General features: G+C 64.8%; 16 protein-coding genes. 8 read left to right on the forward strand and 8 right to left on the reverse strand.

The window, feature by feature from the left end; genetic code table 11:
* Window positions 1-3: 3 nt before the first annotated feature.
* The 4 genes from ACXI0U_RS15830 to ACXI0U_RS15845 form a co-directional block, all read right to left on the reverse strand.
* On the reverse strand, window positions 4-435 hold the full coding sequence (locus ACXI0U_RS15830) for a YciI family protein (protein WP_479550545.1): 432 nt from the start codon (window positions 433-435) through the stop codon (window positions 4-6).
* Window positions 436-737: 302 nt separating this feature from the next.
* Window positions 738-2,054, reverse strand: coding sequence for an ATP-binding protein (locus ACXI0U_RS15835; protein WP_031287368.1), 1,317 nt, complete (start codon window positions 2,052-2,054; stop codon window positions 738-740).
* Between the two features lie 53 nt (window positions 2,055-2,107).
* A complete protein-coding gene (locus ACXI0U_RS15840) occupies window positions 2,108-2,785 on the reverse strand; it encodes a response regulator (protein WP_021218412.1) in 678 nt (225 codons plus the stop codon).
* A 55-nt stretch (window positions 2,786-2,840) separates the two neighbouring features.
* Complete coding sequence (locus ACXI0U_RS15845) at window positions 2,841-3,446, reverse strand: outer membrane protein (protein ID WP_021218411.1); 606 nt, start codon at window positions 3,444-3,446, stop codon at window positions 2,841-2,843.
* Window positions 3,447-3,838: 392 nt separating this feature from the next.
* Here ACXI0U_RS15845 and ACXI0U_RS15850 point away from each other — a divergent pair, with 392 nt between their 5' ends.
* Window positions 3,839-4,558 (forward strand): 4'-phosphopantetheinyl transferase family protein, encoded by a 720-nt coding sequence (locus tag ACXI0U_RS15850; protein WP_479550546.1) that lies wholly within the window; start codon window positions 3,839-3,841, stop codon window positions 4,556-4,558.
* A gap of 290 nt (window positions 4,559-4,848) precedes the next feature.
* On the opposite strand, the gene ACXI0U_RS15855 is transcribed toward ACXI0U_RS15850, so the two are convergent.
* From ACXI0U_RS15855 to ACXI0U_RS15865, 3 genes are all read right to left on the reverse strand, one after another.
* The gene (locus ACXI0U_RS15855; protein WP_021218409.1) at window positions 4,849-6,468 is read right to left on the reverse strand and encodes an ATP-binding protein; all 1,620 of its coding nucleotides are present in this window, start codon (window positions 6,466-6,468) and stop codon (window positions 4,849-4,851) included.
* Complete coding sequence (locus tag ACXI0U_RS15860; protein WP_043245183.1) at window positions 6,465-7,001, reverse strand: GNAT family N-acetyltransferase; 537 nt, start codon at window positions 6,999-7,001, stop codon at window positions 6,465-6,467. The genes ACXI0U_RS15855 and ACXI0U_RS15860 overlap by 4 nt, the downstream gene beginning before the upstream one ends.
* Before the next feature lie 63 nt (window positions 7,002-7,064).
* Window positions 7,065-7,790, reverse strand: coding sequence for a response regulator (locus ACXI0U_RS15865; protein ID WP_021218407.1), 726 nt, complete (start codon window positions 7,788-7,790; stop codon window positions 7,065-7,067).
* Between the two features lie 715 nt (window positions 7,791-8,505).
* On the opposite strand from ACXI0U_RS15865, the gene ACXI0U_RS15870 reads away from it, so the two are divergent.
* From ACXI0U_RS15870 to ACXI0U_RS15890, 5 genes are all read left to right on the forward strand, one after another.
* The gene (locus ACXI0U_RS15870) at window positions 8,506-11,394 is read left to right on the forward strand and encodes a ribonucleoside-diphosphate reductase subunit alpha (RefSeq protein WP_043245178.1); all 2,889 of its coding nucleotides are present in this window, start codon (window positions 8,506-8,508) and stop codon (window positions 11,392-11,394) included.
* A 420-nt stretch (window positions 11,395-11,814) separates the two neighbouring features.
* Entirely contained in the window at window positions 11,815-13,071 is a 1,257-nt protein-coding gene (locus tag ACXI0U_RS15875; protein ID WP_021222048.1) for a ribonucleotide-diphosphate reductase subunit beta, read from the forward strand.
* Window positions 13,072-13,199: 128 nt separating this feature from the next.
* Window positions 13,200-13,823 carry a hypothetical protein gene (locus ACXI0U_RS15880; RefSeq protein WP_479550547.1) on the forward strand — a complete coding sequence of 208 codons (624 nt, stop codon included), beginning with the start codon at window positions 13,200-13,202 and terminating at the stop codon, window positions 13,821-13,823.
* 152 nt (window positions 13,824-13,975) lie between these two features.
* Window positions 13,976-14,509, forward strand: a complete 534-nt coding sequence (locus tag ACXI0U_RS15885; RefSeq protein ID WP_431482446.1) for an REP-associated tyrosine transposase — start codon at window positions 13,976-13,978, stop codon at window positions 14,507-14,509.
* Between the two features lie 489 nt (window positions 14,510-14,998).
* The gene (locus tag ACXI0U_RS15890) at window positions 14,999-15,496 is read left to right on the forward strand and encodes a BRO-N domain-containing protein (protein WP_479550548.1); all 498 of its coding nucleotides are present in this window, start codon (window positions 14,999-15,001) and stop codon (window positions 15,494-15,496) included.
* A gap of 42 nt (window positions 15,497-15,538) precedes the next feature.
* Here the strand turns inward: ACXI0U_RS15890 and ACXI0U_RS15895 are convergent, their stop codons facing one another.
* Complete coding sequence (locus ACXI0U_RS15895) at window positions 15,539-15,943, reverse strand: hypothetical protein (protein ID WP_479550549.1); 405 nt, start codon at window positions 15,941-15,943, stop codon at window positions 15,539-15,541.
* A 267-nt stretch (window positions 15,944-16,210) separates the two neighbouring features.
* Here ACXI0U_RS15895 and ACXI0U_RS15900 point away from each other — a divergent pair, with 267 nt between their 5' ends.
* Together ACXI0U_RS15900 and ACXI0U_RS15905 are read left to right on the forward strand one after the other, a co-directional pair.
* Window positions 16,211-16,534: a hypothetical protein gene (locus ACXI0U_RS15900; RefSeq protein ID WP_479550550.1), complete on the forward strand. Its 324-nt coding sequence runs from the start codon at window positions 16,211-16,213 to the stop codon at window positions 16,532-16,534.
* A gap of 273 nt (window positions 16,535-16,807) precedes the next feature.
* Window positions 16,808-18,508, forward strand: a complete 1,701-nt coding sequence (locus ACXI0U_RS15905) for a sulfate adenylyltransferase (RefSeq protein WP_479550551.1) — start codon at window positions 16,808-16,810, stop codon at window positions 18,506-18,508.
* Window positions 18,509-18,549: the final 41 nt, after the last annotated feature.

Here is an 18,549-nt window from a genome sequence, read left to right on the forward strand (position 1 = left end):
TCCTTATTGTTGTTTGTCGGCGGCCATCTGGGTGCGCTGACGCTCTTCCAGCTCACGCAGTTCCGGGGTGAATTCGGCACCGAAGTCTTCCATCGTGAAGATCTGGCGGATCTCGATGTCCGACTCGCCACTCATCGGGTTGGGGCAGCGCTTGACCCACTCGATGGCCTTCTCCAGGGATTCCACTTCCCAGATCCAGTAGCCGGCCACCAGCTCGCGGGTTTCCGCGAAGGGGCCGTCGGTCACCGTGCGGCTGCTGCCGGAGAAGGTCACCCGCGCCCCACGGGAACTGGGGTGCAGCCCTTCGCCCGCCTGCATGATGCCGGCGTCGATCAGTTCCTGGTTGTACGCGCCCATCGCGGCGAGCAGCTCTTCGCTGGGCATTTCGCCGGCTTCGGATTCCTTCGTCGCCTTGACCATCACCATGAATCGCATCGTGTCGCTCCTTCTGTCAGGTTTCATGCCCGCCAGGCTGGCGGTTCTGTCCATTAGTCGAACGGGCTGCGCGGGTTTCGACAGCCCTTCGAAAAAAATTTCACGCGCATCGACTCCAGGGAGGAAATGCGCGCGGGCACGGAGGCGAATCACAGCTTAGTGGGTCTTCGACATCACGCCGGTGACAGGAGGGATGGAACGCCGAACGGCGTTCCCGGGATGCGAATCTGCAGCCTCCTGCCACCTCGCGAACATCCGCCGCCAGGAAGGAAGCCGGATGAGCGGGGAAAACCCGCCAACCCTCAATGCAGGGGCAGGCGGATGCGGAACTCGGCACCGCCGAGGCTGGAGTCATCCAGGGCCAGTTCGCCGTCGAAGCTTTCGACGATGTCGCGGACCACGGCGGTGCCGATGCCCTGGCCAGGATGCTGGGCATCGAGTCGCTCGCCGCGCTTGAGGATGCGCGCGCGCTGGTCCACCGGCACGCCGGGGCCGTCGTCCTCCACCCGCAGCTCACAGAAATCGGCACCCTGCAGGGCGCTGACGCGGATATGGCCGAGGCACAGGCGGTAGGCGTTTTCCAACAGGTTGCCGAGCAGCTCCAGCAAGGCGCCCTGTTCGACGGGCACGTCGAGGGCGGGGTCGAAGGCGCGTTCGACCCGTACCTGCTTGTCGCGGTAGACCTTGTCCAGCGCCTCGCAGAGCAGGTCGAGCAGCGGCGCCAGGCGCACGCGGTGGCGCACCAGGCCGCTCTTGCGCAGGGTGGCGCGCTGCAGCTGGTAGTCCACCTGCTGGCTCATGCGCTCGATCTGGCTGCGCAGTACATGGGCCTGCTCGGGGTTGGCGGATTTGTTGATGGTCTCGCTGACGCCCTGCAACACCGAAAGCGGGGTCTTCAGGCTGTGGGCCAGGTCGTCGAGGGAGTTGCGGTAGCGCTCGCGCTGCAGGCGCTCGCTCTCCAGCAGGCGGTTGAGGGAACCGGTGAGGCGCAGCAGCTCGCGCGGGTGTTCCTCGCTGAGGGAGTCACGGGCGCCGGCTTCCACCTGGTCCAGCTCTTCGCTGAGCCGGCGCAGGCTGCGGAAGCCCCAGGTGAGGCCGAACCAGAGCAGCGTCAGCAGCAGCAACAGTGCAGCACCGAGCCACAGGTACAGCTGATGGACGAAGCCGTCGTGCATCACCTGGTAGTCGCTCATCGGCTGCATGGTGACCACGCTGAAGGCCGCGGCCTGGCCGCGTAGCAGGTCGATCTCCACGTCGTAGACGAAGAACTCGCGGCCACGCACGTCGTGCACTCGGGTGAACTCGTGGCCACGGCCGTCATAGCGGGGCTCGTAGTGCACGGATTCGTCGGTGGAGGAACGCGACTGCCAGACCAGCTTGCCGTCGCTGTCGTAGATGTAGCCGAGCTGGGTGGCGTCGAGGTTGTCGAATTCCTCGTCGGGCAGCTTGTCCGGCATGTCCAGGCGGCCGTCGACGATGCGCGCGGCGGCGATCAGCGCGCTGGCGTCGGCGGCCAGGCGCTTCTCGATGGCCTGGTCCAGGGCGTAGTCGAAGGCGCTGCGCAGCAGGGGCAGCAGCACCAGCATGAACAGCACCGCGAGCGCCGTGGCGCCCAGCATCAGGCGCAGGCGCAGGGAGAACCCGGCGCGGCGGCGGGGGCTGGCGGCGTGGCTCAACGGCAGCGCTCGGTGAACAGGTAGCCCTGGCCGCGCACCGTCTCGATGGGCTTGAAGCCGTGCTCGCCCTCCAGCTTGCGGCGGATGCGCCCGACCAGCACTTCGATGACGTTGGGGTCGCGCTCCTCGTCGCCGGGGTAGAGCTGCTCCATCAGCCGCTCCTTGGCCACCACCTGCTGATGGTGACGCATGAGGTACTCGAGAATGCGGTACTCGTAGGCGGTCAGCGCCATGGGGGCACCGTCGATCTGCGCCTGCTTGCGGTTGAGGTCGAGCAGCAAGGGGCCGGCCTCGATGGTGGACTGGACGAAGCCCGAGGAACGCCGCAACAGGGCGTTGAGGCGCGCCTCCAGCTCTTCGAACTGAAACGGCTTGACCACGTAATCGTCGGCACCGGCGGCCAGGCCTTCGACCTTGTCCTGCCAGTTGCCGCGCGCGGTGAGGATGAGAATGGGGAATGCCTTGCCGGCACTGCGCAGCTGGCGGATGAGGTCGAGGCCGCTCATGCCGGGCAATCCGAGGTCGATCACCGCGAGGTCGTGGTGGTATTCCTCGGCGCGGTACAGCGCCTCCTCGGCATCCGGCACCGCGTCGACTACGTGGCCCTGCTCGCCGAGGCGCGTATGGAGGTGATGGCGCAGCAGTGCCTCGTCTTCCACAACCAGCAATTTCATTGGCATTTCCTCAAGCAAAAAGCCGGGCACTTGGCCCGGCCGTGCATGGCACTGGTCAGAACTTGTAGCTGGCGCCCAGGTAGGCCTGCGAGCTGCTGTGCAGGTCCAGCGAGCCGAGCTTGTCACCGCCGTGGGGCGCGACTTCGGTGCTGGCATTGGTGCGCAGGTAACGATAGCCGGCCTCGATGGAGGTGTTCTTGTTCAGTTGCTGGAGGATACCGGCCTGCAGGCCCGCTGCGTAGCCGATGTCGCTGTCGCGGCGCATGCCGGTGCCGTCCTGTTCCAGCTTCACCAGGCCGAGGGTGGCACCACCGAACAGCTTGGTGTTGTTGTCGCCCAGGGGAAGGAAGACGTCATAGCTGCCGAGCAGGTTTTGCTGGCGCAGCTTGTTGCCACGGTCGGTGTCCGAGAAGTTTTCGTAGGTGGCGTAGTAGCGGCTGCTGTCATCCATCATGCCGGCCCGTACACCCCAGGTACCGGTCTTGTGGATCACCTTGTCCAGGCTCGGGTCACCGAGGTTGGCATTCAGCGCCGAGGAGTTCTGGATGTTGTTGTTGGTCTGGCCCCAGGTCAGGCTGACGAAGGGATCGGCTGCCTGGGCGGAAGTGGCGGCGAAGGCCAGGCCGGCGGCGAGAGCGATAGGAGTCAGGATGCTTTTCATGAGGAGTTCCTCCGATGGATTTCAATTCGTGCTTGAACACGGAAGCCATCCTGCCTGGCGGGCACTGAACCGCCCCTGAACCCTCACTGAACCTCGGCTGAACGATCGGGAACGGGCATCGGAACAGCGTCCTGAGACGGGCAGCCATGGCCACGGCACGAAAAAAAACGGGAGCCCCAGAAGGGCTCCCGTTCTCGATTCAGAGAAAACGCCCGGAGTCGACCAGTGGCCAGGACTCCAAGCTACAACCTCACCTGCGTTCCAGAAGAAACGCAGCGCTAGTCTGGCAAATAGCCCGCCAGGCATCCGTTTAGCTTTGGTAACCCGATTGCAAACATATGTAACCGGCGCAGAGACTGGCCCCCATCGGGCCGGCACGGCAGAATGCGCCCATGACGCCCGCCCTCCCCGCCTTCTGTGCCCCCCTGGAATCCGCCTGGCCCTTCGCCACGCAGCTGCCCGGCATCGCCCTGCGCGGTTGCCGCTTCGACCCGGCGCAGCTGGCCGAGCAGGATTTCGCCCGCTGCGCCATCGTCGCGCCCGCCACTATCCAGCGCTCGGTGGCCAAGCGCCGTGGCGAGTACCTGGCGGGCCGCCTCTGCGCCCGTGCGGCGTTGCTGGCCCTGACCGGGCGGGGCGAGGTGCCGGCAACCGGCGAGGACCGCGCGCCGATCTGGCCGGCGGGCGTCAGCGGCTCCATCACCCACGGCGCCGGCTGGGCGATGGCCCTGGTGGCGCGCAAGGGAGACTGGCGAGGCCTGGGCCTGGACATGGAACAGCGCCTGGAACCTGAACGCGCCCTGCGCCTGGCCGAAGAGATCCTCACCCCCGCCGAGCTGCAACGCCTCGCCCTGCTCCCCGCCGAAGCACAGGCCGAGCGCGTGACCCTGACCTTCTCCCTCAAGGAAAGCCTGTTCAAGGCGCTCTACCCGCTGGTGGGCAAGCGCTTCTACTTCCACGACGCCGAGCTGCTCGCGGTGGATAACTCCGCGCGGACGGCACGCCTCGGGCTGCTGATCGACCTGGCTGGGGAGTGGATGACGGGCGGCGAGCTGGAGGGGCATTTCCAGCTGTACGACGACCGGCTGCTGAGCCTGGTGGCGGTGCGCTGAGCCGTCTGGATCAGGTCTCGACGTAGGATGGGGCGGGCGGCGTTCCGCGAGCTCCGCGAAACCCATCACCTCCGAAGCGATGGGTTTCGTACCTCTACCCATCCTACGTGTTGAACACCCGTAGGTTGGCGCCGAGCGCAGCGAGGCCCAACGGCACGCGCGTCCGTCAGCCTCGCAATGTTGGGCTTCGTACCTCAGCCCAACCTACGTGGGAATTCATTCGCGATCGGCCTTTTCGCGGTTGAAACCGCTCCCACAAAAGCCCGGGCACGACCGCGGGCCGGGGCACGTTACGGCGGCAAGTCCCCATCGCCCTGGCGGCGGGGCCAGACCAGGCTGAAGCGCGCGCCGCCGAGGCCATCGCTGCGGCCGATCTGGGCGCGGCCGGCGTGCCAGTAGATGATCCGCCGCACGATGGACAGCCCCAGGCCGTGGCCGCCGGAAGCGCGGGTGCGGCTGTCGTCGAGGCGCAGGAAGGGGGTGAAGATGCGCTCCCAATGGCTTTCCGGCACACCGGGGCCATCGTCCTCGACATCGATGCGGCAGCGCTTGTGGCCGATCTGGTAGCTCAGCCGCACCCGCGATTCGGCGTGGCGCATGGCATTGCTCACCAGGTTCTGCAGGGCGCGGTGCAGATAGCGCGGCTCCGCCTCGACCCAGGCGCCCTCGCCGCTGGCGGTGAGGCACTGGCCGCGCTCGACACGCACGGCGACGCGCAGCGGGGCGAGTTCGGCGATCACCTGGTCGAACAGCGCATCCAGGTCCACGCGCTGGAAGTTCAGCGCCGGGGTGCCCTGCTCCAGGCGGGCGTAGGTCAGCATCTCGTCCACCAGCTTGTCCAGCTCCTGGATATCGCCGTCCATGCCTTCCATGTACTTGCGCCGGGCGGTTTCGGTCTCGGCGTCGGCGATCATCTCCAGGCCGAAGCGCAGGCGCGCCACCGGTGTGCGCAGCTCATGGGAAACCGCCCGCACCAGCTCACGCTGCACCGAGAGCAATTGCTGCAGCTGCTCGGCCATGCCGTTGAAGGCCGCCGCCAGGCGCCCCACCGAGTCGGCGCCCTTGGCCGGCACGCGGGCATCCAGCTTGCCGTGGGCGATACGCGAGGCGGCGCTTTCCAGGCCCAGCAGGCGGCGCTCCAGCTGGCGCACCAGCAGGTAGATGGTCAGGCCGATGAAGCTCAGGCCGAGCAGGCCGATCAGCACCAGCAGCTCCGGCGGGTAGGGGTTCATCAGGTACAGCGGGCCGATTTCCAGCACCCAGGGCGTGTCGACGATGCCGGCGAAGATGCGCACCGAATCACCGCCCTTGCCCAGGGCCATCACCGTGTCGCCTTCATCCACCCGGCGGCGCTGGTCTTCATCGAGGTCGGCGTCCTTCAGGGTCACCAGGTGCAGGTCGAAGCCGAACTCCTTGCCCTCCTTGAGCGCGGCGAGGCGCTGGGGCTGTTCGCGCACCGGGAAGCGCACCAGCTCGTCGATCAGCAGGTAAACGGTGGCGCGGGCCAGTTGCTCGCTGATCTGCTGCACCTCGCCGGTGAGCACCAGGTGCTCCTGCTCGCTCACCAGGCTGTAGACCTTGGCCGCGTGGGGGCCGGTCTGTTCCACCAGCACCTGCTTGCGCAACACCCGGTTGCGCACGCCGCTGTCGAGGCGGTCTTCGTCCAGGTCCTGCAGCGCCAGGGGGATGCCCATCAGCCGGCTCCACAGCACCAGGGCGCGGCGCCGCTCGATGGCGGTCATGGGTTCGAGGTTGTCGGACATCAGGCGGAAGGTGCCGCGCGCCAGGCTCTCGCGGTACTGGTCGGCACGCACCTCGTTGACCTGGTGGAAGGTGAGCACACCCAGCAGTGCCACCAGCACCAGCGTCACCAGCAGGCCGCCGTAGATGCGCAGGAAGATCGAGTTCACCGCCCCTCCCCCGCCAGCAGGCCGAAGCAATCGAGGCTGAGGTAGCGACCATCCTTGTATTCGCACTCACGGCGCACGCCCTCATGGGTGAAGCCGAGCCGGCGCAACAGGCCGCTGCTGGCCGGGTTCTCCAGGTCCACCACCGCTTCGATGCGGTGCAGGCGCATGGCGGCGAAGGCATGGGCGATCACCGCCTCCAGGCATTCACGCATCACCCCGCCGCCCCAGTACTCGGGCAGCAGCCAGTAGCCCAGCTCGGCGCAGCGGTGGCCATGGTCCCATTCGTGGTAGCCGCAGGCGCCTATAAGGTGCGCGGGATTATCGGGCGTGCAGATGCCCCACCAGATGCCGGTGCGCTCGCGCAGCAGCGAGCGGTACCAGTCCATCTGCACCCGGGTGGCCTCCAGCGTGGCGTAGGACACGCCGTAGTAACGGATCACCTGCGGGTGGGACAGCCCGGCGAAGATGGCGCGGGTGTCGGCCAGGGTGATTTCCCGCAGGCGGAAGCGTGGGGTTTCGAGGGTGGGGAACATGCGGCTCTCGGGTTGGCGGTGCGGCGACCGGGTCGTTGCGGGCGGCGCCTCCTTATATAAGGCTCAAAGCAGGCCTTCGGCCGCCTCCCTGACAAAAAGATAGCCCTTGCTGCGCACCGTCTTGATCAGGCGCGGGTGCATGGGGTCGTCGCCGATCTTCGGGCGGATGCGCGAGATGCGCACATCGATGGAGCGGTCCTGGCCGTCGTACTCGATGCCGCGCAGGGCGTTGAAGATCTCCTCGCGGGAGAGGATGCGCCCGGCATTGGCCGCCAGCAGCCAGAGCAGGTCGAACTCGGCGCTGGTCAGCTCGATGCTGCGCTCGTTGAGCCAGGCCTCGCGCATGGCGTTGTCGATCACCAGCGGGCCGAACTCCAGGCGCCGCACGTTCTCTTCCACCGCCTCCGACAGGCCGCCCTCGCTGCGCCGCAACAGCGCACGGATGCGCGCCAGCAGCACGCGCGGGCGCACCGGCTTGCACACGTAATCGTCCGCGCCCATCTCCAGGCCGAGCACCTGGTCCATGTCATCGGTCCGCGCGGTGAGCATGAGGATGGGGCCGTCGTAACGCCCACGCACCTTGCGGCAGATGGACAGGCCATCCTCGCCGGGCAGCATCAGGTCGAGCACCACCAGGTCCGGCTGCTCCTTGAGGATGCGCGCCACCGCCTGGCCGCCGTCGGACTCGATAGCCACCCGCAGGCCGTTGCCCTCGAGGTACTCGCGGGTCAGCTCGGCCAGTCGTTGGTCGTCCTCGACGATGAGGATGCGCCAGGATTCTTGCTCCACCACGTACTCCTAATGAACTGCATCAAGGCCGTGAAACCGGCCGGCATTGTAGCAACGCCGGCCGTTCTGCACAGTGCATGCCAAAAACCCTACAAAACACTAGATATTGTGTTAGCTTGCGCACGGCCCGACATCCTCGAAACAGCCCGTTCCAGAGTGTCGCAGCCGCGACGAACGGTGTATCCCAGGCTCCACAAGGGCTACCGCAATCCCTCCCCGCTTCACCCACACTTCACCCACAAGTTATCCACAGCTTGTTCAATACCCATCGCCTTGCAATACCCCCAATAGCGCATTATCTTGTACCCCCATCACGCGAGACCCCTACATATTGGGTTTTGCTAGATCACGGGACACAATCAGAATCAAGCACGAAATGCCTTTTTCACAGGCTTCGAACCCCGTGATCCTTTAGGAGTCCAACCCGCTGCCCGGCCCCAACCGGCAGTGCCGACCCAGGACACGAACGAAGTGACTGGAACCGGTAGAACGGTGTATCGCCCAAGGGGCAGCACCACTAGGTATTGTGTTTGTCGCTGAGGCTTAACACAGCGACCTTAGACTTGTAGTGCCAGGGAGGCTTCAGTGTCCCTTGCCCTTCCTGCCTTGTAGTAAGCGCCAGCAGCCCGGCCCCGGCCGAGCCACCGGCGTTTGTAAAACGGAATGACGGGTGCTCACGCACCCGACTCAACAAATAGAGAACATGGAGACCCCCATGCAGACCGAAACCACTCGCGAGAACCCGCAGGCCAACGCGCCTCAGGCAGCCGATTCCAACCAGGATCTGGCCGCCACTGCGCCTGGCCAGCTGCGCGTGATCAAACGCAACGGTACCGTCGTCGCCTACACCGATGACAAGATCACCGTTGCCATCACCAAGGCGTTCCTCGCCGTGGAAGGCGGTACTGCCGCTGCCTCTTCGCGTATCCATGAAACCGTCGCGCGCCTGACCGAACAGGTCACCGCCACCTTCAAGCGTCGCATGCCCTCGGGCGGCACCATCCACATCGAAGAAATCCAGGACCAGGTCGAACTGAGCCTGATGCGCGCCGGCGAGCAGAAAGTCGCCCGTGACTACGTCCTGTACCGCGAATCCCGCGCCCAGGCCCGCAAGAGCGGCGCCGCCGACATCGCCCAGCCGCACCCGAGCATCCGCGTGACCCGCGCCGACGGCAGCGTCGTTCCGCTCGACCTGGGCCGCCTGAACACCATCATCAGCGAAGCCTGCGAAGGCCTGGCCGAAGTCGATGGCGACCTGATCCAGCGCGAAACCCTGAAGAACCTCTACGACGGCGTGGCCGAGAAAGACGTCAACACCGCCCTGGTGATGACCGCCCGCACCCTGGTAGAGCGCGAGCCGAACTACTCCTACGTCACCGCCCGCCTGCTGATGGACACCCTGCGTGCCGAAGGCCTGGGCTTCCTCGGCGTGGCCGAGAGCGCCACCCACCACGAGATGGCCGAGCTCTACGCCAAGGCCCTGCCGGCCTACGTCGAGAAAGGTGCCGAGTTCGAGCTGCTCGACCCGCAACTGAAAACCTACGACCTGGAGAAACTGGGCCGCGCGCTGAACCACGAGCGCGACCAGCAGTTCACCTACCTGGGCCTGCAGACCCTGTACGACCGCTACTTCATCCACAAGGACGGCATCCGCTTCGAACTGCCGCAGATCTTCTTCATGCGCGTGGCCATGGGCCTGGCCATCGAAGAGAAGAAGGACCGTGAAGACCGCGCCATCGAGTTCTACAACCTGCTGTCGTCCTTCGACTACATGAGCTCGACCCCGACCCTGTTCAACGCCGGTACCCTGCGTCCGCAGCTCTCCAGCTGCTACCTGACCACCGTGCCGGATGACCTCTCGGGCATCTACAGCGCCATCCACGACAACGCCATGCTGTCCAAATTCGCTGGCGGCCTGGGCAACGACTGGACCCCGGTCCGCGCGCTGGGCTCCTACATCAAGGGCACCAACGGCAAATCCCAGGGCGTCGTGCCCTTCCTTAAAGTAGTCAACGACACCGCCGTTGCCGTGAACCAGGGTGGCAAGCGCAAGGGCGCCGTCTGCGCGTACCTCGAAACCTGGCACATGGACATCGAAGAGTTCATCGAGCTGCGCAAGAACACCGGTGACGACCGCCGCCGCACCCACGACATGAACACCGCGAACTGGATTCCGGACCTGTTCATGAAGCGCGTATTCGACGACGGCCCCTGGACCCTGTTCTCCCCGTCCGACGTGCCCGACCTGCACGACCTGACCGGCAAGGCCTTCGAAGAGCGCTACGAGTACTACGAAGCCATGGCCGGCTACGGCAAGATCAAGCTGCACAAGACCATCGCCGCCAAGGACCTCTGGCGCAAGATGCTCTCCATGCTCTTCGAGACCGGCCACCCGTGGCTGACCTTCAAGGACCCGTGCAACCTGCGCAGCCCGCAGCAGCACGTGGGCGTGGTCCACAGCTCCAACCTGTGCACCGAGATCACCCTCAACACCAACAAAGACGAAATCGCCGTGTGCAACCTGGGTTCCGTGAACCTGGTGAACCACATCGTCGACGGCAAGCTGGACACCGCCAAGCTCGCCAAGACCGTCAAGACCGCCGTACGCATGCTCGATAACGTCATCGACATCAACTACTACTCGGTCCCGCAGGCTCGCAACTCCAACCTCAAGCACCGCCCGGTCGGCCTCGGCATCATGGGCTTCCAGGACGCGCTGTACCTGCAGCACATCCCCTACGGTTCCGACGCCGCCATCGACTTCGCCGACAAGTCCATGGAAGCCATCAGCTACTACGCCATCCAGGCGTCGTGCGACCTGGCCGACGAGCGCGGTTCCTACGAGACCTTCGACGGCTCGCTGTGGAGCAAGGGCATCCTGCCGCTGGACTCCCAGCAGATCCTCATCGAGGCCCGTGGCCAGAAGTACATCGACGTCGACCTGACCGAGTCCCTGGACTGGGCCCCGGTACGTGCTCGCGTACAGAAAGGCATCCGCAACTCCAACATCATGGCCATCGCACCGACCGCCACCATCGCCAACATCACCGGCGTGTCGCAGTCGATCGAACCGACCTACCAGAACCTGTACGTGAAATCGAACCTCTCCGGCGAATTCACCGTGATCAACCCCTACCTGGTTCGCGACCTGAAAGCCCGCGGCCTGTGGGACCCGGTCATGGTCAACGACCTGAAGTACTACGACGGCTCCGTACAGCAGATCGAGCGCATCCCGCAGGACCTCAAGGACCTGTACGCCACCGCGTTCGAAGTGGAAACCAAGTGGATCGTCGACGCCGCCAGCCGTCGCCAGAAGTGGATCGACCAGGCCCAGTCCCTGAACCTCTACATCGCCGGCGCCTCGGGCAAGAAACTCGACGTCACCTACCGCATGGCTTGGTACCGTGGCCTGAAAACCACCTACTACCTCCGTGCCCTGGCCGCCACCAGCACCGAGAAGTCCACCATCAACACCGGCAAGCTCAACGCAGTGTCCTCCGGTAGCGATGAAGGCTTCAGCGCAGCGCCCGCCGCCGCGCCGGTACCGGCACCCGTGCCGCAAGCGTGCAGCATCGACAACCCCGACTGCGAAGCCTGTCAGTGACAGGTAACGCGCGAATCTGAGCGGCGCCCGCGTTGTTGCCGGGCCGCTCCGGCTCCTCACGTACGGTCGTACGCTCCGGGGCCAGAGCAACCCGGCGCCTAGCGCTCACTCGCTCAGCTTCACGCTGGATCGCAGTAGCCCTCTCCCTTCGGGGAGAGGAGCTCAAGCAGTAACAGCACCACCGAATTTCATGGCCGCTCCCTTATAGAGAGAAGCCACACGCGCAGGCCCAGGCCGCGCTGCAAGACCGAACACCGTCAACCGCGAACGCGGCATCCATCGGGCAGCGCTGACACAGACGCCCGTGACCAGGCCCCGGCGGACAAGCAGTTCGGCAGTAAAAGCTTCAGCGTGCACACACCCACGCACCATTTACCCAGGCCGGCAGAGAACGGCCGAACCAACCAGGAGAGAGGACAGATGCTCAGCTGGGACGAATTCGACAAAGAAGACGCCGCCGCACCCGCCGCCGCCCAACCCAACGCCGCGACCAACGCCGCAGCCGCTGCCGGCGCCGACAAGCTCGATGACGAGGCCGCCGGCTCCGTACAGGAAGCCCGCGCCGTATCCGCCGCTGACTCCGACGCCGTCGCCCGCGCCAAGAAGGCCCTCGACGCCCTCGACATCCAGGAAGGCCTGGACGACCTCGAAGGCGCCTCCGCGCGCGTACAGGTCGGCGACAAGCAAATGATCAACGCCCGCGCCGACCTCAACCAGCTCGTACCCTTCAAGTACGACTGGGCCTGGCAGAAGTATCTGGATGGTTGCGCCAACCACTGGATGCCGCAGGAAGTGAACATGAACGCCGACATCGCTCTGTGGAAGAGCAAGGACGGCCTCAGCGAAGACGAGCGCCGCATCGTCATGCGCAACCTCGGCTTCTTCTCCACCGCCGACTCCCTGGTTGCCAACAACCTGGTGCTCGCCGTCTACCGCCTGATCACCAACCCCGAATGCCGCCAGTACATCCTGCGCCAGGCCTTCGAGGAAGCGATCCACACCCACGCCTACCAGTACTGCATCGAGTCGCTGGGCATGGACGAGGGCGAAATCTTCAACATGTACCACGAGATTCCGAGCGTCGCTAAGAAGGCGTCCTGGGGCCTCAAGTACACCCGTTCGATCTCCGATCCCAAGTTCGAAACCGGCACCCCGGAGACCGACCGCCAGTTCCTGCGCAACCTCATCGCCTACTACTGCGTACTGGAAGGCATCTTCTTCTACTGCGGCTTCACCCAGATCCTCTCCATGGGCCGCCGCAACAAGATGACCGGCACCGCCGAGCAGTTCCAATACATCCTGCGCGACGAATCCATGCACCTGAACTTCGGCATCGACGTGATCAACCAGATCAAGATCGAAAACCCGCACCTGTGGGATGCCGCCATGAAGGACGAAGCCACCCAGATGATCCTCCAGGGCACCCAACTGGAAATCGAATACGCACGCGACACCATGCCGCGCGGCGTACTGGGCATGAACGCCGCGATGATGGAGGACTACCTCAAGTTCATCGCCAACCGCCGCCTCACCCAGATCGGCCTGAAAGAGGAATACCCGGGCACCACCAACCCGTTCCCCTGGATGAGCGAGATCATGGACCTGAAGAAAGAGAAGAACTTCTTCGAAACTCGAGTCATCGAGTACCAGACCGGCGGTGCGCTGAGCTGGGATTGATTCCGGGTCGAACCATTAGGAACATATAAAACGCTTCAACCTGATACGGATTTTCGGGGTAGCGATAGAAAGACAAAACCCCGCCTTGTGCGGGGTTTTTTATTCAAGCGGCTTTGCAGGAATTACCAGTGCGCAGAACACTTCTCATCATCCTCTCTATGGCGTTGGCAGCTTGCTCAGCCAATCCGAAAGCGCTCTATCAGGAGCAAGTTGTCACCAGCCCCACTCCCCTCGCCGAGCATCCGGCCGAAGCCATACGCCTCCTGCAGGCAGAGCCGTTGCCCATCAACCCCAGTTGGCCGTTCCCACAGTGGAAGATCACCGCGAACGAGCCACGCTTGAAGATCGGCAACACGATTGCGAACTTTCGCGTGTTCTCGGTCGAGCTGAAGCAAGGTACTTCCAACCAGATCGCCGTGAACTCATGGTGTGTGAACGCATGCCTGGGATTCAGCAAATATGCCCTTACGCCTTACCTGCTGCTCGTAGACCAGCAAGGCATCGTCATTGCGGAGGGTTTCGGACAGATAACCGGCTCAGTGGGCGTAATCAATCAGGCTCTCTCGAGTACCGTTCCAAAAAATGGCACCTATTACCTGATTGTCGCCGCCGACAACCGCACTCCCGGGCAAAACATCGTGACCGACAGCATTATGTTGGTTGGCTCTACAGGCCTGGGCACTCCGATGCAGGTCGGCATGGGTTCCTACCCATTCGGTACGATCGGCCCCTACCTAGATACATCGAAGTAAAAGTCCACATTCGTAGCAGGTGGAACTGCTTTGGCCGACTAGCAAGGAGGCGCAGCCAGACTTCGGAGCGTGGGCATCGCGTGTAGGGTGGATGACGCTCTTCTCATCCACCAGCTCTTCCACCCGCAACACCAATGGCTCAAGGAGGGGTCATGTCCAACTACCGTCGCGCCCGGATGCGCGGGGGCACCTACTTCTTCACCGTCAACCTGCGTAACCGGCACAGCGACCTGCTGGTCCGCGAAATCCACCTGCTGCGATCCGTGGTACAGGCGGTCAAACACCGCCGCCCCTTCCATATCGATGCCTGGGTCGTGCTCCCCGAACACATGCACTGCCTCTGGACCCTGCCACCGGGCGACGACGACTTCGCCATGCGCTGGCGCTCGATCAAATTCGCCTTCTCCAAACGCCTGGCCGACACCGAATCCCGCACCGAGGCTCAACGCACCCGGGGCGAACGCGGCATCTGGCAACGCCGCTATTGGGAACACCTGATCCGCGACGACCTCGATTACCAACGGCACTTCGATTACATCCACATCAACCCGGTGAAACACAGCCACGTGCGGCGGGTGCGCGATTGGCCGTATTCGAGCTTTCACCGGGCGGTGCGGGATGGCATCTACCCGGCGGATTGGGCCGGCGATGGCTTGGTGGACGACGCTATCCGCTGGGGAGAATGAGAGTGGGATGGGCCTCGCCTGGTGGATGAAAAGAGCGTCATCCACCCTACGCCTGCATCAACATCGACACGGCGGATTGGGCCGGCGATGGCCTGGCGGACGACGCTATTCGCTGGGGAGAATGAGGCGGGGGCGGGCCTCGCCTGGTGGATGAAAAGAGCGTCATCCACCCTACGCCGCCTTCACGTTTCTGCCTGTCGATCAGCCATTTCCCACGCGGTAACTGCATTGCCACTTTCCGGGTGCGCCCATAGCCTCCGTACCCGGCGCCTAAGAAACGCCCATCAAGCAGCGGTCCACCGCTCCCGAAAGTTCAGCGGCTTTTTTGTGCTCGCGGCATACTCGCGCACGCAAAAATCTCTGTTATGTCGGGAGTGGGCTAATACAAGACCCGAAAGGGGAATACGTCCGGCCCTCTGCTTGGGGTTTTCTTAACTCCCGACGCCAGCAGCCCTAAGAAAGCTGCTTCATCAAGCAGAGGTAACGGATATGCCTGACTCCACCCACCCCCGCCCCGATCAAGAAATCCTCATCCCCACCCTCTTCACCCGCCACAAGCGCCTGCTGCGCGCCGTGCTGCTGGAAGACCAACCCTGGTTCGCCGTCACCGACCTGGCCCGGCTGATGAACCACCCGCCCCTGGCCGAGCGCCTGCCGCACAACCTGGATGACGACCAGATGCAGATCGCCTGGATACGCAACGGCCATGGCGATTTCAAGTGCGAATGGCTGGTGAGCGAATCCGGCGCCTATGCCGCGCTGATCCACTACTACCACCCGGAAAACCGCTGCATCCGCCAATGGATCACCCAGCAGGTGATCCCCTGCCTGCGCGCCGAACAGCCCCAGGTCGGCCACTGGCCCGTGCGCTCGGTGGCGCAATGGATGGGGCAGGAGTTGCAGGTGCTGCATTGGCAGGACGTGGTCTGGCTGCCCTTTGAGGACTGCCCACGCCTGCTGCCCCGGCCGCCCCATGTGATCGGCTAGCACGACCGAGGGCTGGAGATTCCAGCCCTCATCCACCGCCCCTCAGAGCGTGATGGTCGTCGCCGGATAGAACAGCACATTGAGCCCGAAGAGGATCATCCAGAAGCCGATCTCCAGCGTCTCGGTGATCGGCTGGATGCGGCGGATCGCGCCATACACATGCACCCCGAACATCAGGGTGAACACCAGGAACAGCAGGTCGAACGCGTAGCTGTACCCGGTGCCCGTGGTGACGGCACGCAGCATGGCCAGCTCGATGATCAGGATGAACGCCCCCAGGCAGCGGCCGAAGTAGATCGCCAGGTGCTGGTGCTCCGGAATCCTCCAGCGCATGAGCCGGGCCCAGGCGATGGGGGCGACGAATATGGGCAGGGCGAAGAACAGCGTCGTCACGATCATCAGCGTGGCGAGGTATTCCCGGCTGTATGGCGCGTAGTAACCAAGCATCACAGAACTCCTTGTTCCGTTGCCGCAGTGGGCATCGTTATTGTTTTAAGGCGCGTCTTGCCGGCGGAAGAATCGGGATGCCGGGTGCGGCGGGTCAAGGAATTCGCGGGATGGCAGTACCAAGGAAGGTGACGGGGGCAAGAGGGATGACGACCTAAGTCGCAACGTGCCCGAGGCACCTTCGCCCCTGCCCAGCGCCCCGGCTGATGACGTGCCCATCGCCGCTTCGTACTATCCCGCTCCCCGATTCATCGCCAAGGAATGCATGTGGAAAACAGGACCCGGCGTTGGCTGAAAACACTCGCGCTCAGCCTGATGACCGCCACGCTTCTGGCTGCCTGGCTCACCACCGGCGTCTACCAGACGCGCTTCGCCGAGGACAACCGCCTGGTCTTCTTCATCAAGCGGCAGCCCTCCTTCCAGGTGGCATTCGTGAACCCCTTCGCCACCGATGCCGACAGCAAGCCCCTCAGCCGGTTGAGCGCGCAGGAGCGGCAGGAGGTGATCGACTACTGCCGCTATCGCCTGGGGATCGCCACGGAATTGAAGACGCAGGACGAGCTCGACAACTGCGAAGGGGCATCGCCGTAATCGACCGGGCTCACCGCCCTCTACCGGCTGCAGGCCAGGCACGCCGCCTGGCCGGCAGACGCCCCGCTCGAAACTTACAGAATTTCCCCACAGGGCAACGACCTTGTCCGCCGCAGCCCCCCGCCAATACCGTTCAGCCAGCCCGGTGCGCCCACGGGCTGTGCGGACGGCCGCCGTGACCGGCCATGTCCTACCCCCAACAAGACGGCACAGTGCGACTCGCTCGAAGGTCCCGCGACCTGCGAGCGAGGCCAGTGCCGAGCAGGAGGAAACATGGAACTCGCCTTCGATCGCTACCCCCAGCAACCCCACGGTGGAACCCTGGTCAACCAGGTGGTGCCCGCCGACCGGGTACGGGCAGAAATAGCGCGCTCCCGCGCATTGCCGTCGATCCGCATCGACCTGGAGGCGGTGATCACCATCGAGATGATCACCACCGGCGTGCTCTCGCCCAACAAGGGCTTCATGAACCAGGCCGACTACCTGTCGGTACTGGGCAGCGGCCGGCTGGCCAACGGCGTGGTGTGGCCGGTGCCGCTGAGCTTCGCACCGGTGGGCGAGCGCAACCGCGAGGTGATCGCCGCCCTGGCGGTGGGCGATGAAGTGGCCCTGATCGACGAGCGCAACGAGCCGGTGGCCATCCTCGCCATCGACGACATCTTCGATTACGACAAGGAAGAACGCGCCCGCCAGCTGTTCGGCACCACCGACCGCAACCACCCCGGCGTGGACGCCATCCACCGGCGCATGGGCGACGTGGCCCTGGGCGGCCCGCTGCAGCTGCTGCAACGGGTCGACTGGGGCCCCTTCGAATCATTGCGCCTGGAGCCCCGGGACACCTGGAAGCGCTTCTACGAGGAACGCGGCTTCCGCTCCGTGGCCGGCTTCATCACCGGCGCCAACCCGCTGCACCGCGGCCACGAATACATCCACCGCAACGCCCTGGAAGGCATCGACGGCCTGCTGCTGCAACCGCTGGTGGAAATGGCCAAGCGTGAATACGTGCGCCACGAGTACCGCATGCAGGCCTACCGCAACGTGCTGGAAACCTACTACCCGAAGGACCGCGCCATGCTCTCGCCGCTGCGGGTCACCTACATCTTCGCCGGCCCCCGGGAGACGGTGCTGCACGCCCTGATCATGAAGAACTACGGCTGCACCCACGCCCTGATCGGCCGCGACCACGCGGGGATCGGCAGCTATTACGACAAGTACGCCAGCCACAGCATCTTCGACCAGTTCACCCCGGACGAGCTGGGCATCGAGGTGCGCCTGTTCCACGAGGTGTTCTACTGCGTGCGCTGCGCCAGCCACGCCACGACCGAAACCTGCCCCCACGACGAACGCTACCGGCTGAACATTTCCGGCACCGGCATCCGCGAGATGCTGCGCCACGGCCTGGTGCCACCCAAGGAGGTGGTGCGCCCGGAGTCGGCCCTGGCGGCCATGCAGGGCATCCAGCCCAAGGGCCTGGGGGACGACGGCGAAGGCACCCTGCCGGTGGCCAAGGTGATCCAGAGCCTGTTCCCCTTCTACACCCGCTTCACCCGTCTGGGCGGCGCACCGCGCCAGCAGCCCCTGGAAGCGGACGCCCTCACGGTGCGCGACCTGGAACTGGCTTGCCACGAGGCGCGCGCCCACACAGGCGATGTCTACGACGGCGTCTACCGCGAATACACCGCCCTGCTGGACCACAACCGCAGCCTGCAGCCGGCCTGGGTGGAGGACGCGCGCGACGCCCTGCACCGGCAGCAGCGGCGCCTGCTCGATGACCTGGACGAGAAATTCAGCCAGGCGCCGGAGCTCGCGTCCGATGAGTTCATGTACCAGGGCCAGGCGGAAGTGCAGCAGGAACTGAGCGCCGCCCGTGCGCTGCTCGACGATATCCCGGCGGCCATGGATGCCAATCGCCTGGCCAACCGCACCTGGAACAGCCTGCCCTACCCCCGCTATCGCGGCGCCGACGACGCCTGAACCCGCGCCCCACGGCAGCGCTGCCCATGGCTGCCGTGGGG

This window comes from Pseudomonas sp. C9D1 (assembly GCF_056491235.1).

Bases quoted from the DNA above. Each gene is read 5' to 3' on its own strand.
- ACXI0U_RS15850 (WP_479550546.1), top strand. From the start codon at position 3,839: ATGACGCCCGCCCTCCCCGCCTTCTGTGCCCCCCTGGAATCCGCCTGG.
- ACXI0U_RS15895 (WP_479550549.1), bottom strand. From the start codon at position 15,943: ATGCTTGGTTACTACGCGCCATACAGCCGGGAATACCTCGCCACGCTG.
- ACXI0U_RS15905 (WP_479550551.1), top strand. From the start codon at position 16,808: ATGGAACTCGCCTTCGATCGCTACCCCCAGCAACCCCACGGTGGAACC.
- ACXI0U_RS15885 (WP_431482446.1), top strand. From the start codon at position 13,976: ATGTCCAACTACCGTCGCGCCCGGATGCGCGGGGGCACCTACTTCTTC.
- ACXI0U_RS15840 (WP_021218412.1), bottom strand. From the start codon at position 2,785: ATGAAATTGCTGGTTGTGGAAGACGAGGCACTGCTGCGCCATCACCTC.
- ACXI0U_RS15875 (WP_021222048.1), top strand. From the start codon at position 11,815: ATGCTCAGCTGGGACGAATTCGACAAAGAAGACGCCGCCGCACCCGCC.
- ACXI0U_RS15830 (WP_479550545.1), bottom strand. From the start codon at position 435: ATGCGATTCATGGTGATGGTCAAGGCGACGAAGGAATCCGAAGCCGGC.
- ACXI0U_RS15860 (WP_043245183.1), bottom strand. From the start codon at position 7,001: ATGTTCCCCACCCTCGAAACCCCACGCTTCCGCCTGCGGGAAATCACC.
- ACXI0U_RS15890 (WP_479550548.1), top strand. From the start codon at position 14,999: ATGCCTGACTCCACCCACCCCCGCCCCGATCAAGAAATCCTCATCCCC.
- ACXI0U_RS15845 (WP_021218411.1), bottom strand. From the start codon at position 3,446: ATGAAAAGCATCCTGACTCCTATCGCTCTCGCCGCCGGCCTGGCCTTC.
- ACXI0U_RS15870 (WP_043245178.1), top strand. From the start codon at position 8,506: ATGCAGACCGAAACCACTCGCGAGAACCCGCAGGCCAACGCGCCTCAG.
- ACXI0U_RS15835 (WP_031287368.1), bottom strand. From the start codon at position 2,054: ATGCTGGGCGCCACGGCGCTCGCGGTGCTGTTCATGCTGGTGCTGCTG.